The organism is Shewanella sp. TB7-MNA-CIBAN-0143 (assembly GCF_040310065.1).
In the GTDB taxonomy this organism is placed as follows: Bacteria; Pseudomonadota; Gammaproteobacteria; order Enterobacterales; family Shewanellaceae; genus Shewanella.
This window is the reverse complement of record NZ_JBEOPL010000009.1, coordinates 56,663-70,724: the sequence shown is the minus strand read 5'-3', so window position 1 is coordinate 70,724 and position 14,062 is coordinate 56,663. Positions and strand designations below refer to the sequence as shown.

General features: G+C 42.1%; 12 protein-coding genes. 3 read left to right on the top strand and 9 right to left on the bottom strand.

Annotated elements, in window-relative coordinates; translation table 11 throughout:
• Positions 1 to 1,500, top strand: a complete 1,500-nt coding sequence (locus AAEY97_RS09275; protein WP_350998309.1) for a capsule assembly Wzi family protein — start codon at positions 1 to 3, stop codon at positions 1,498 to 1,500.
• A gap of 105 nt (positions 1,501 to 1,605) precedes the next feature.
• On the opposite strand, the gene mutM is transcribed toward AAEY97_RS09275, so the two are convergent.
• The 8 genes from mutM to AAEY97_RS09235 all read right to left on the bottom strand — a co-directional run bounded on the left by mutM (position 1,606) and on the right by AAEY97_RS09235 (position 8,619).
• Entirely contained in the window at positions 1,606 to 2,421 is an 816-nt protein-coding gene (mutM, locus tag AAEY97_RS09270) for a bifunctional DNA-formamidopyrimidine glycosylase/DNA-(apurinic or apyrimidinic site) lyase (protein ID WP_101088594.1), read from the bottom strand.
• A 9-nt stretch (positions 2,422 to 2,430) separates the two neighbouring features.
• On the bottom strand, positions 2,431 to 2,889 hold the full coding sequence (locus AAEY97_RS09265) for a hypothetical protein (protein WP_162024153.1): 459 nt from the start codon (positions 2,887 to 2,889) through the stop codon (positions 2,431 to 2,433).
• A 106-nt stretch (positions 2,890 to 2,995) separates the two neighbouring features.
• Entirely contained in the window at positions 2,996 to 3,982 is a 987-nt protein-coding gene (gene moaA / locus AAEY97_RS09260; protein WP_350998304.1) for a GTP 3',8-cyclase MoaA, read from the bottom strand.
• A gap of 8 nt (positions 3,983 to 3,990) precedes the next feature.
• Positions 3,991 to 5,808, bottom strand: coding sequence for a bifunctional molybdopterin-guanine dinucleotide biosynthesis adaptor protein MobB/molybdopterin molybdotransferase MoeA (locus tag AAEY97_RS09255; RefSeq protein ID WP_350998301.1), 1,818 nt, complete (start codon positions 5,806 to 5,808; stop codon positions 3,991 to 3,993).
• A gap of 17 nt (positions 5,809 to 5,825) precedes the next feature.
• Positions 5,826 to 6,416, bottom strand: a complete 591-nt coding sequence (gene mobA / locus AAEY97_RS09250) for a molybdenum cofactor guanylyltransferase MobA (protein WP_182744905.1) — start codon at positions 6,414 to 6,416, stop codon at positions 5,826 to 5,828.
• Positions 6,400 to 7,149, bottom strand: coding sequence for an energy-coupling factor ABC transporter ATP-binding protein (locus AAEY97_RS09245; RefSeq protein WP_101088590.1), 750 nt, complete (start codon positions 7,147 to 7,149; stop codon positions 6,400 to 6,402). Before AAEY97_RS09245 ends, mobA begins: the two co-directional genes overlap by 17 nt.
• A 1-nt stretch (position 7,150) precedes the next feature.
• Entirely contained in the window at positions 7,151 to 7,858 is a 708-nt protein-coding gene (locus AAEY97_RS09240) for an ABC transporter permease (protein ID WP_101088589.1), read from the bottom strand.
• Positions 7,855 to 8,619: an ABC transporter substrate-binding protein gene (locus AAEY97_RS09235; RefSeq protein ID WP_502959446.1), complete on the bottom strand. Its 765-nt coding sequence runs from the start codon at positions 8,617 to 8,619 to the stop codon at positions 7,855 to 7,857. The genes AAEY97_RS09240 and AAEY97_RS09235 overlap by 4 nt, the downstream gene beginning before the upstream one ends.
• 353 nt (positions 8,620 to 8,972) lie before the next feature.
• Here AAEY97_RS09235 and AAEY97_RS09230 point away from each other — a divergent pair, with 353 nt between their 5' ends.
• Both AAEY97_RS09230 and AAEY97_RS09225 read left to right on the top strand, forming a co-directional pair.
• Positions 8,973 to 10,361, top strand: a complete 1,389-nt coding sequence (locus tag AAEY97_RS09230) for a sigma-54-dependent transcriptional regulator (RefSeq protein ID WP_350998298.1) — start codon at positions 8,973 to 8,975, stop codon at positions 10,359 to 10,361.
• Between the two features lie 56 nt (positions 10,362 to 10,417).
• Complete coding sequence (locus AAEY97_RS09225) at positions 10,418 to 12,508, top strand: sensor histidine kinase (protein WP_350998481.1); 2,091 nt, start codon at positions 10,418 to 10,420, stop codon at positions 12,506 to 12,508.
• 650 nt (positions 12,509 to 13,158) lie between these two features.
• Here AAEY97_RS09225 and AAEY97_RS09220 read toward each other — a convergent pair.
• Complete coding sequence (locus AAEY97_RS09220; RefSeq protein ID WP_162024147.1) at positions 13,159 to 13,839, bottom strand: 7-cyano-7-deazaguanine/7-aminomethyl-7-deazaguanine transporter; 681 nt, start codon at positions 13,837 to 13,839, stop codon at positions 13,159 to 13,161.
• Positions 13,840 to 14,062: the final 223 nt, after the last annotated feature.

Sequence of the window (14,062 nt, the reverse complement as noted above, 5' to 3'; positions counted from 1 at the left end):
ATGATAAAAGGATTTAAGTCAACTAAGGTTGCTGCCGCACTTGGATTAAGCGCGATGATGCTCTATAGCAGTGCTCATGCTGCACCATGGGTCGATACTTCTGATATCTATTTGCGTGCAGATATTCAAGCCTTAGCTGATGCCGGAGTGATTAGTGCACCTATTAATACATTTCCATTGATGTGGTCTGGTATTGGAACTGATTTAGCTCAAGCTGAACCTGCTTTGTTAACGCCAGATTTGGTGGATGCATTTGCACGAGTTAATTTTTACTACCAAAATGCTGTAGGGAATCGTGGTAACACCAGTATAAAAGTAGCAGCAGCATCTGATGAGGCGCGTTTTCAACATTTTGGCTCTGATTATCGTGAAAAGGGCCAGTTACAAGGCTCACACGAATACACTGGAGAGCGATTTTCTTATAAGATTTCTGCATCGGCAAATTATAACCCTGCGGACGACGAAGAAATCCGTTTAGATGATTCTTATATTGCGGTAGTGCTAGGCAATTGGATTGTCACTGCCGGTAGCGTCGGTCAATGGTGGGGACCTGGATTTGACTCATCATTGCATAAATCAAATAATGCTCGTCCAATGCCGTCTTTAATGGTCAGTCGTAATAATTCTCAAGCATTTGAAACACCTTGGCTGTCATGGATAGGCGATTGGAGCTTAACTGGTGGCGTTAGTGTGACCGAAGAAGATCGTTATGCTCCATATACCCTATTATGGAATCTTCGTGGGGCAATTAAGCCATTTAGGCAGTTAGAAATTGGCTTATCGTGGACTACACAGTTTTGCGGTGAAGGCCAAGAATGTAGCTTCAATACCGCAGTTAAATCCATTACTGGTCAGCGTGATTGTCGAGCGGATACAGGTCAAGGTGAAGGTTGTTCAAACTATGGTAACCAGATGGCGGGCTTTGATGTCCGTTATGCAGATACCTGGTTTGATGTGCCTGTCGGTTTGTACTTAGAGCGTACCTGCGAAGATTCAAAAGGTGATCCATGGCAAATCGTTGATTGCGGTAAAATGGTTGGTGCAGACACACGCTTTAATATTGCCAAACAACAATATAAATTATTTATCGAGTACACCGATACTATGGTGTATTGCGGTGAAGACAAAGATCAATTTAACTGTTTTTATGAGCATTCAACATACCAAAGTGGCTCACGTTATTATGGTCGTGCGTTTGGCAGTACCTATGACAGTGATGCCAATGTTTATGCATTAGGCTTAATTGGTCAGTTCGATAATAGTCATGGTTTTACCTCTATTCTCCGTTATGCTCAACTGAATAAAGACGGTGTTAATCGCGGTGGTGTTTGGGCTCCACAGCCATTGAAAGAAGATATCATGATGCTGGAATTGTCATATCGTTTGCCTATGTTTAACGGCATGTTGACCTTAGGTGGCAGTGTGGCTAATTCAGAGTTCGAAGTACAAGATGATGATACTCAAGGCACTGTTTTTTCGACTTACGAATATAAGTTTTAAGCGTTATGGTTGATTAACCCGAGTTGAGGTTGATGATATGAGGGAGCCCAATGGCTCCCTTTTTTATGTGTAAATTGACATGCGATTTAGGCGTTATTTATCCGACTAACGCTGTTGGCATAAACCACAAAAAACCGTGGTACGTTGGCCCAGTTTTATCTCACTTAATAAATTGCCACAGGCTGTACAAGTTTTGCCGCCACGGCCATAAACATGTAGCTTTTGGGCAAAATAACCTGGCTTACCGTCTGCATTAGTAAAGTCTTTTAATGTTGTTCCGCCTTGTTCAATGGCGTGTGCCAAAATTTGTTTAACTTCACTGACAAGAATCGTTAGCCGTTCTAAATCAATACTTCCTGCCGCGGCTTCGGGGTGGATCCCGGCAGCAAATAAAGCTTCGTTGGCGTAAATATTACCGGCTCCAACCACGATGTGATTATCCATTAAGCACAGCTTAATCGCCTTTTTCTTGCCAGCAAGTGCTGCTTGTAATTGTAATGGCGTGAAATGAGGGCTTAGTGGTTCTGGGCCAAGCTTTGATAGCAGTGGATGGGCTTCTTCTGGTAATTCATACCATAACCAAGCACCAAAGCGACGTGGATCGTTAAATCGCAACATGCGGCCATTTTCGAGTACTAAATCAATATGGTCATGTTTTTCGATTGGGGTATTGCGCGGTAAAATACGTAAGCTGCCTGACATGCCTAAATGCACTATTGTCATTCCTGCATTGGTATCAATGAGTAAGTATTTCGCTCGTCTGCGGACATTGGTAATACGCTGACCAACAATGTTTTGAGCAATAGCCGGCACAGGCCAACGAAGCGAGGCATTGCGCACAATCAATTCACTTACCGTTTGTTCAATAAGGTATGGACTGATCCCTAGGCGGGTTACTTCAACTTCTGGTAATTCAGGCATAATGACTCATTATTTTGGTTGAGGAGGTATGGTTAATATAGGTTGTAACCCGGCCCGTAAACTCGGCGGTACTAGATACCAATTTTGACTGGACGATTGTAACAAGCCTTCATTTGGAAAGTAGCGCCATAATTGTGTTGTTTGCATATTATCGATAGCAATAGACAGTGTTTGCTCTTTAAGGCTATGTTCCGGCTGATTTTTTAATGGTGATACACTAATATTTTGCCATGATAAAGCCCATTGCTGACAATTGAGCACCTGCGAATGACACTGCCACTGTCCGTCTTGTTGACTTAACCAAATACCATCAAGTTGTAATTGTTTCAAAGGCAGCTGCAGGTCAAATAAAGGCACGGTATCATCCGGGACATTGGCGGTTTTGTCATTGATAAAAGACAACACCGCAATCATAAATACACTGGCACCAATAATAATATAGTTCCAACTTTTACGTGACAGAGCCATAAATCACCTTAATGTGGATAAAAACTATCTCAAACTGGTAATGTAACGCGCAAGTTTGAAGTGGCAAATCATGGCATAAGTGTACCATTGACGATAGCAAAAACAATTAGCCGCCAGTGGCATTCATAAAGCGTAGTATTTGTGGCGCAGCGTCGAGATTAAACTGGTGAGATTGCGGCTTGTATTGCATTCCATCGGTAATGGCTTGTTTAAGGCGTTCAATATCGGCGGGGAATTGTCGCACAATTGATTTTAAATCAATGGCATTGTCATTACCTAAGCACAAGAGTAATTGCCCTTCAACGGTCACTCTTACGCGATTACATTGATGACAAAAGTCATTGCTGTGTGGCGATATAAATCCGATACGAATCGTGCTGTCGGCCATCTTTACATATCGAGAGGGGCCGCCTGTGCGTTTTGATGAAGCGATTAAGGGATAGCGCGTTTCTATAATGTTTCGGACTTCGTCACTTGAGCAATGACGGTGACGATGGCGATCATCCATGAGTCCAATTGGCATTTCTTCAATAAAAGCAATATCGAGTTGGCGTTGGCGACAGAACTCAACTAAATCTAATACTTCATGATCGTTTTGCCCGCGTAGAATGACCGTATTAATTTTGATGTTACGAAAGCCAGCCGCTATTGCGGCATCAATGCCAGCGATGACACGCTCCAGTTTACCGTTACGTGTTAGCTGCGTAAACACATCGGGGTTTAAGGTATCAAGGCTGATATTCAATCGGCTAAGACCATTATCAAACAGTGGCTGCGCCAACTTAGATAACCGAGACCCATTAGTGGTCATTGAGAGTTCTTCAAGACCAGGCAATTGCTTTAACAATTTGACCAGTTTGTCACAGTCGGATCGCACTAGTGGCTCGCCACCAGTGAGGCGTATTTTTTTTACCCCAAGCTCTGTAAAAGCTTGGGCTATCCACGATAATTCTTCCAAGCTAAGAACATGTGATTTAGGTAAAAAAGTCGGATCTTCACTCATGCAATATACACAGCGAAAATCGCAACGATCAGTTACCGATAAGCGTAAATAATCTACTTTTCGCTGAAAGCTGTCGATAAGTTGGCTCATATCAGCACTTACAGTAAATCAGCAAAGGGTTGAATAAACACAGACTCGCCAGCAGGTATGCTGGCAGTATCATCACCAATAACAATTAAACAATTAGCGCTGACCATTGAGCTGAGCATGCCAGACCCTTGCGCACCCGTGGTACTTACCTTGATTCTGCCATCTGACCCAATAGCATAAATACCGCGTAAAAATTCAGTACGCCCAGTTTTACTGCGTAATACATGCTGTGCAATGGCAGGAATAAACTGAGGTTGCCAGTGAAGTTCGCCAGCTAATTTACGGATAGCAGGTTGCACAAACTGTAAAAATGCCACCATAACCGCCACAGGGTTTCCCGGTAAGCCAAAAAATAGGCTTTGGTCAATATTCCCTACCGCGAGAGGGCGACCTGGTCGCATGTTAATTCGCCAAAATTGAGTGTTGCCCACATTGGCGAGTGCCGTTTTAATGTAATCGGCATTACCCACCGATACGCCGCCAGAGCTGATGACGATATCTGCTTGCTCTGCCGCACTGCGTAACGTCGCGGTGAGTATGTGTTCATCATCTTCAATAATGCCTAAATCGATAACCTGACAACCGAGCTTTTTAGCCATCGATAATACGGTATAGCGATTTGAGTCATAGATGCAGTTTGGTTTGAGTGTTTGTCCTGGTTGGCTGACTTCATCGCCAGTTGAAAATACCGCGACGGTAGGGCGTTTAAATAAAGGTAGTCGATCAAATCCAAGTGATGCTAATAGACCTAGTTCAGCGGCACCTAAGCGTTTTCCTGCCGCTAAAGCGACGTCACCGCTAGCAATATCTTCACCTGCTAGACGTACATGCTGACCTTTAATAATGTGTTCATGTTCAAAAAGGGTTAACAGGTTATCTTGTTCGTTTGCTAGCTCTCGTGGCTGAATGGTGTCAGCGCCTTTTGGCACTGTTGCTCCGGTCATAATGCGCACGGCTTCGCCGTCTTGCAGCATATTGGAGTAATGATGTCCTGCTAATACTTCTGCCACGATTTTAAGAGGTTTATTAGATAAGTTACTAAACGCAAAGGCATAACCGTCCATTGCTGAGTTAGTTTGTTGAGGTACGTTTATTTCAGAAATAATATCATGTGCCAGTACGCGATTATCAATATCGAAAAGACTGACTAATTCAGTGTCCACAATAGGGGTAACTTGGCTTAATACCGCCGCAACGCCTTGGGATACACTAATGCCATGTGGACTGTTTTCCGTATCGTCCATTTGAGCTGCTTTGTTCGCATCAATCGGCAAGCGGACCTCTTCTGCCTGCCAATTTTGTTGATAGTGTTGTACAAAATCAGCAATTTGCGCCACGTTGTTTAAATCTAAGCGCGTTAATGAATCAGGTACTGTGGTTTCATCACAACAGGCAATCGCAACGATATTGTCATCATGTATATGAATCAAAGGTTTATTATGTGCTGCACGGTGTAATTCAATTTTAGGTAATGCCAGTTTTTTAAAGCCTTCTACCAGTACGATATCGACTTTTTCTGCTTCAATTTGACGCAGTAAATGTTGTAATTGTGGGTCGTCATCAACAGGATTTTCAGTCATTAATGCCCAGCGTATATGAGACGCTACCAATACTTGCCTTGCCCCAGCTTTGCGCATTTCGAAACTGTCTTTACCCGGAACATCAACATCAAAATTATGATGTGCGTGCTTAATAACGGCTAAACGTAAACCGCGTTCAATTAAGGCCGGAATAAGCTGTTTAAGTAGAGTGGTTTTACCTGTGCCACTGTATGCACAAAATCCCAAAACGGGAATGGACAATGGATTAGAAAATAATGCTGTCATGAAGTACCTCTACTGAATTACTTGGCAATTTGCGTTGCTAACTGCTGTTTTTGTTCTGGTGTATTGATGTTAACGAATGCATTGGGTTGGTCAGCAAAACTTTCTACTGCCACTTTATGTTGGCGATACCAAAAATCAATTTTGCGCTCTCCCGCATCTAAAAAAGCCTGCATCGATGCTGCCAGATGTGGTTTTAGCAATAACACTACGGGTTGTTCATATTCACCATCACTAGCAACAGCAAGGTCGGCTTGTTGTTGCTCTAAAGCCGCTAATAACCTTGCTGTTAAGTCGGTTGGCAGCATAGGACAGTCACAAGGGACCACAAGTAAATAATCAGCTTGAGTCTGTTTTAAGGCGGTCACCATTCCAGCTAAAGGGCCTAAATAACCGCTGTCTTGATCGCTGAAAACGGTGTAACCCCATTGCTCATATTGAGTTTGGTTCCGATTAGCGTTAATCAGGATCTGATCCACTTGAGTCGACAGCTTATTAATTGTATGACAAATCATCGCTTGGCCATTGAGATCCACTAAGCCTTTGTCATTGCCGCCCATTCGTCTTGCCATGCCGCCAGCTAAAATCACCGCATCAATTTGTGGTGCCATAATGTAATTCCGTTGTGTGGGTATCATGTAAATCATCTGTTTGGGGTACATGAATACTGGTATGAATTGTGCGTTGCTTTATATGCCAATGTTGTTGACACAACGCGGTCAGGCCACAAGTTTGATGACTGCTAATTAGCAGTCCTGTGCCGTCTTGTTTGAGTTGATTAATCATCGCGAGCACTAAGCGCTGTGAGTGTTTATCCATATTCGAAATCGGTTCATCAAGCATTAATAGTTTAGGTTGCGCAATCCAAGCTCTGGCAATGGCAAGACGTTGTCTCTCGCCACCCGATAGATCACTAGCATTATGATTCAGTAAATCGGTGAGTTGAGCCATATGAATGGCCTGTTGGATCCGTTTTTTACGTTGTTCAGGCGCTAAAGCCCGCTGATCCAAGGCGTAGGTTAAGTTGTACTTTACTGTGCCTTCAAAAAGATAAGGATGTTGATGTAAATAAACCGCTTTACCTAAAAGAGATGACGGTCGCCACCACGTTTGAGGCGCAAATCCTTGGCTGGTGATCTGGCCTTGGTTTGGTTTAATTAATCCAGCGAGGAGTTTCATTAAGGTCGATTTACCCGAGCCATTGTCACCTTGCAGGTAAATGACATCACCTTGGCTAAAATGTAAATCAGTTGCGCTAAAGAGTCTCTGCTGATTAAAGGTTACCAGTAGGTTAGTTGCATGAATACTGGCCAAAGAGGTGTCTGAGTCATGTGATAATGTCATTTTAATGACTCCTCGGGACGGCTTTGCCTCGCAATGAACCTAAGATGAAGTTTAACACTACCGCTAATATCAATAAGACTAATCCTAGCGCGATAGCTTGTGCAAAATCGCCTTTGCTCGTTTCAAGTGCTATTGCGGTGGGAATATTACGGGTAACATTCATAATATTACCCCCTACCATCATCGAGCAACCTACTTCAGTTAAAATGCGACTAAACGCTGCAATAATGGCGAGTAGTAAGGGGCCCCGCAGTTCACGACATAAGGTCCAAACCGCGCGTAGCCATGAGGCTCCTAATGTACGAGATGTTTCCCACGCTCTACGATCTACACTGGCAAAAGCGGCTTGCGACAATGCGATTAATACTGGAGCACAAATTAACATCTGTCCTAAAATCATTCCTTTTTGGGTGAATAGCCACTTTAAATCGCCTAAGACACCATTGCGAGTTAACAATAAATACACTAATAAACCAATCACGACAGTGGGAATGGATTGCAATGTTTGCACTAAGTTAGTGACGATCCAGCGGCCTTTGAAATGACTAAACGCGAGGATAAAGCCTAACATCATCGACGGAACAATGGTGATCAACAGCGCGGCAAAAGACACCGAAAATGAGATGTTAATAATTGCCCACACATGTGGGTCAAAAGATAGCAGCAAGCTAAATGCTTGCTGCAATAGGGCTAACCAGCCGTCACTCATTTTTTATAAGTTGCCTTAAACAATTGCTCTCCTTGCACTTTATAATTATTGATCATAGTTTGCGTTGCAGGGCTAATAAACCAATCGCTTAATGCTCTTGCCCCTTTATGATTCAAGTCTGGGTATTTTGTAGGGTTGATCAAAATAATTTGGTAAGGGTTAGCTAATTCCGCGCCACCTTCAAAACTAATATTAAGGTCTAGCTTAGCTTTATAAGCAATAAACGTACCGCGATCCGCTAATGTATAAGCCTGAAACTCATTGGCCATTAATAAGGTTTTACCCATGCCTTGCCCAACGGAGGTATAGCCGCTAAATTCAGGTTTAACGCCCGCATCTTTCCAAATGGCTAACTCTTTCATATTAGTACCAGAGTTATCACCACGAGAAATAAATTTACTTGGCTTATGAGCTATTTTGCTAAATGCTTCAGTGGCATCTTTGCTCGACTTGAGCCCAGCCGGATCATTTTTAGGCCCTAATACAATAAAATCATTTTCCATAATTCCGCGAGGCTCAATACCATAACCGTCAGCAACAAACTGTGCTTCGGCTTCTGGAGCATGAGTCATAACAACATCAACATCTCCCTGACTTGCCAGCTTCAATGCTTTACCTGTACCCGTAGCAATCACTTGTACACTATAGCCTGATTCTGCTTCAAATTTAGGTAACAGCGCACCAAGTAATCCTGAGTTTTCAGTACTGGTCGTGGTCGCTAACTTAATCACTTCATTTGCGAGTGCAGTTGTGCTGAACATTGCTCCGCTGAGTACCGATGCCGCCAACAGAATACTAACGCTTGCTTTGAGTTTTAACATTGCCGCTCCTTGATATATTAATAATCATGATGTTCATACTGAAAACTTGTACAAAACATTAAGCCGTTTTGCTTAATTACTAATGCAATAAGCAAGTTAGATGCCAAGCAGTGTTAATGCAATTACAGTTCACGCATAAAATCGAAACTGTGAACTTGCTCCCAAGCTTTAACAATTTATATTAGACAAATTGTCCCACGATCACTTTTCTGTGGTTCATAGTGACCAAGTGATGTGAATTCGATGATACAGTGGTGAAAAGCGCGACAAAATGTCCAAATAAGAGTCCATTTATGAGTCCAGATGAACATATTTCCCCAGTAAGCAAGACCACTATGTCGGTTCTTATCGTTGATGATGAGCCCGGTATGCGTAGTTTTTTGATGAAAGCCTTGGCAAAAAAGTTTGCCTTGGTCGAAACCGCCTCCACAATAGCCCAAGCAGAAGAGTTACGCAGTCATGGCCATTTCGATTTATTGATTGTTGATATTCGATTGCCCGACCGTTCAGGTATCGAGTGGCATGAAGCGCTAGATGATCCAGATCGTCAATCAGATATCATTTTTATGACCGGTTATGCTGATATGGATGTGGCAATCAAAGCATTACGTGCTGGCGCCTCTGATTTCATTATGAAACCGTTTCACTTAGAACAAATGATTACCGCCGTTGACCGCTGTATCGAGAAACGATTGCTAAAGCGTGAAAATTTTATGCTAAGGCGAGAACTATCGCACGGACAGTCATCCACCATTATCGGCAACAGTGAAGCTATCCGTGATGTGAAAGAGGTCATTGAACGCATCGCACCGACTAACGCAGTTGTATTAATAGAGGGCGAATCAGGCACAGGTAAAGAGCTGGTGGCCAGACAATTACATCTACAGAGTGGGCGAAGTGGTGCATTTGTCCCAGTAAACTGTGGTGCCATCGCCCCTGAATTGTTAGCCAGTGAACTCTTTGGCCATACAGCGGGCGCATTTACCGGGGCTAAAGGTAATCGTGAAGGGTTATTTAGTTATGCCTCTGGTGGCACGATATTTTTGGACGAAATTGGCGAAATGCCGATGAACATGCAAACCGCTTTACTCAGAGTGCTTGAGCAACGTGCTATTCGTCCTGTAGGAAGTGAAAAAGAAATCGATATTAATGTGCGCGTTGTCGCGGCCACTAATCGTTTATTAATTGATGAAGTTGAAGCGGGTCGTTTCAGACGTGATTTATTTTATCGTTTGAATGTATTGAACATTGTTATTCCATCTTTGCGCTCTCGGCCAGAAGATGTTGTTGAGCTGACTCATTACTTTACCTTGCAGTTGTCACAAGAGCTGGGTATTAAAGATGTTATTTGGAGTCACGAAGACCTACAAGTACTGCAACAGCATGATTGGCCCGGTAACATTCGTGAACTGCGTAATATGATTGAACGTTGCATCTTATTAGGCAAACCGCCTGCGGAATATTGGAAAAAACCAGTGTCAGTTATGGTGAATGATGCGATGGGCTACCCGTTAAATTGGCCATTAAAAGAAGTTGAAAAACAACATGTGACCAAAGTGGTCGATAGTCATAGTGGTAATAAATCTGCTGCAGCGCGAGATTTAGGAGTGTCACGAAAAACATTAGATAGAAAATATAAAGATTGGCTAACCCATGAAAAACAAGGCCTTGAGGAAGAATAATAGTGGTGCATTCTCCTGGTATTTTTACGCGAGTTTTCGGTATTAGTTGGCTGCAAATGCAAGCCAAAGTGCGTTATCGGATTTTGTTTTTGACATCATTACCCATCTTATTAACCTTAATTAGCTTAGTATTTATTACCATTTACTGGAATGTGATATACACAGGTAAGCAATTGTTTATGAAGGTAAAGGCTGACTTAGTTGTCGCTAATAGTACCTTGGTGCAAGTGCAGGAACGCCAACAAGACAAGCTCGACTCGATAAGTGAATCATGGGATTTTCAACATGCATTTAGGCTAATAAAACACAGTGAGCAACAACCTAATCCAAGTGCGATAAGTGCATTAAATATTCTTTTGGCACAACAGAAAAAAGAGTTAGGGTTAGACTTTTTACGTTTAATTAGTGTTGCCGATGCCGCTGGAGATCCTGATTTACGTTTGATGTTACATCAAACCAAACAGAAGGTTTTTTCGGGTTTAATGGTATTGCCAGCCAAACGTCTCGAAAGAATTAACTCAGGTTTAGCAAAACAAGCTCAAATTACATTGATCCCGACATTACATGCTAAAAACCCTAAACAAACCATGGAAACCCGAGGTTTATTAAGTCGAACGCTACTGCCAATAGCCGATCAGTCGGGAAATGTATTTTGGTATTTAGATGGTGGGATGTTGTTTAACCACAATACCGACATAGTCGATAATATTCGTGACTTAGTATACGGCAAAGGCACTTTGCCTGAACGTTCAATCGGTACCGTAACCCTTTTTTTGGATAATATTCGCATTAGCACCAACGTGCCTATGGAATTGTTTCCAAAAGACAGCAATAAATCCAATAGAGCCATGGGGACCTTAGTGTCTGATGAGGTTTATCAGCAAGTACTGATAGAAGGTCAAACGTGGATAAATCGTGCCTTTGTACTTAATGATTGGTATATCTCGGGTTATCTACCTTTACTCGATGTTCGTGGCAAAAGGGTTGGGATGGTGTATGCGGGCTTCTCTGAGTCGCCTTTTTTACATAATTATTTACTCAATATTATCGAGCTCGGCACTATTTTAGTTTTCGTGTTATTGATTTCAGGTTTTTTAGTTTATCGCGCTGCTAATAGTTTACTTCAACCTATTGAATATATTCACCAAGTTGTTACCGCAGTACAGTCTGGTCGAAATGTCAGAATTGGTAAATTAGACATCAACGGTGATAACGAGTTGGCGCATTTGGCCGAGCAATTTGACCGAATGTTAGATCAGTTGCAGCGACGTAATACTCAAATTCAAGCGGCAGCAGAGCAGTTGGAAATAAAAGTAGAACAACGTACCCGCAGCTTGCAAGATAAAACAGAAGAGCTCGAACGCAATGTTGCGTTGTTGCATGCCACCAGACAGCAATTAGTGACTAACGAAAAACTCACCGCACTGGGCGAACTGATTGCCGGTATTGCCCACGAAATTAATAATCCTACAGCTGTTATCTTGGGGAACATGGAGCTATTAAAATATGAGCTGGGTGACAATGCAGCGATAGTCGAAGAAGAAATTGAATTGGTTATTCAACAAGTCGGTAGGATAACGACTATCATCCGTAGCCTGCTGCAATATAGCCGTCCTGGTGAATTTAATGCGCCGATAACATTACAACCTGTGACGCCAATCGTTGAAGAAATGCTGTTATTAGCGCGTCACTCTATTGAGCAACAAGAAGTGAAGTTGATCAAGGAGTTTACGGCTACAGGTTCAGTAGAAGTCAATCGACCTCAGTTATTACAAGTGCTGATTAACCTAATGGTTAATGCTGCCCATGCGATTGAGAATAAAGGTCGAATTTGGCTAAGAACCTACGACTGGCTAGAAGACGGAATCGCTATTGGGGTAAAAATTGAAGTTGAAGATGAAGGGATGGGGATTTCGAAACAAGATTTGAGTCGTATCTTTGATCCATTTTATACCACCCGTAAAGATGGTACTGGTTTAGGGTTATCTCTGAGTTATGGGATTATTAAACGACTTGGCGGAATGATCGAAGTGAATTCGACGGTAGGCACTGGCACTATATTTACCATTGGGCTTTACCATAAAGCCAAAGATGATCAGCAGCTTGGGCCTTATGAAGGCCTACATTTTGGTGACAGTACACAGTAAAATACTTTACTAAATAGGCAAGAAATAGACAAAAAACAGGCAAAAAAAAGCCGGGTGATTAACCCGGCCACAAAGAGTGTGTGAGCAATGTCGTGCTTGCGAACTCTGCAGACTAATTAAAGGTGATGAAGTCTCTATTTAGTAAACCGAGCTTTGGAACGCAAGTTAATAATAATCATTCTCATTTGTATTTGCAAGTGTTTATCGTCATAAATTTCATTTTTATATATAACCTCTTAAAATTACTAGGTTAGTTATTGATTAATAAAGAAAATATTCTCTCTATTAGCCTTTTTTCATTATATTTAGATGGGTTTATTAAATGAAACTATTTTTATGTGGATTTCAGCGTTGTTTAGCGTAATGGCAAATGGGTTTGTGCTGTCGGAATATACTATTAGCCTTACTAGAGCTACTGCGCAGAGATATAGAGTGAAGTTCTGTGTAAATCCGCTTTAATCTACACTATTTAGTTATATAGCCTCAGGTGAGAATTAGAACGGAATGTCGTCATCCCAGCTGTCGAAAACATTGATTAACTGCTTATGTAAATCAAGCAATCATTTAAATAAACCTATTATCTAGATTAAACCTATTATCTAGATTAAACCTATTATCTAGATTAAACGTTTACGCAAATACTATGATGCTCACTTACTTACTTGGATAACTACGTTGTCATTATCGTTGCTGTTATTAAGTAGAATCTTGTCTTGCAGCACTTTTAGTAACACACCATAAGCGGGCAAAAACAAACCTAGGCTCACTATCAGCTTAAAGGCGTAATCCACCGTGGCTATTTCTGGCCAGTGTGTTGCCATAAACGCATCGTTTGAGGCATAAAACGCTACACTGAAAAACACTAAGGTATCAACTAAGTTACCAATTAATGTTGATGCAGCAGGTGCGACCCACCAAGCTTTGGCCTGACGTAATTTTGCAAATACAGTGATATCCATGAGCTGACCAATTAAGTAAGCCACAAAGCTGGCAAAAGCGATACGAAATACAAAACTATTCCACTCAGCTAAAGCGCTAAACGCTTGCAATTGACCTTGATGAAACAATACGCCGACTAAATACGACACGACAAGTGCCGGTATCATGGCTTTGAGGATAATGCCTCTAGCGGCTTGCTGACCAAAAACTCTCACGGTTAAATCAGTCGCTAGATATACAAATGGAAAGCTAAAAGCACCCCAAGTGGTGTGGTAGCTAAATAGCTGAAATGGCAGTTGGACAAGGTAGTTGCTTGCGCAAATAATTAAGATATGAAAACTGACTAATAGCATCAGTGCTCGGCGATATTTCGCCTGGGTTAACGTCAACATATTGTGGCCTTTTTAATTGGGTTAGCGCGGGGTGAGGGAACCCGCTATGAATTTAGTTAGCAGTAAGTACTTATGCTAACGTGGCTATTTAGCCGCCGTTAAACAGATAAGCTTACGTCTGTTATAGAGATTATTATTATTGTAGTTTATTGGCCGAGTTTACGTTACACACATCCATTAGTTAGGCCATATTGAAGGCAATACCAAGGTGTTGGCAAACGCG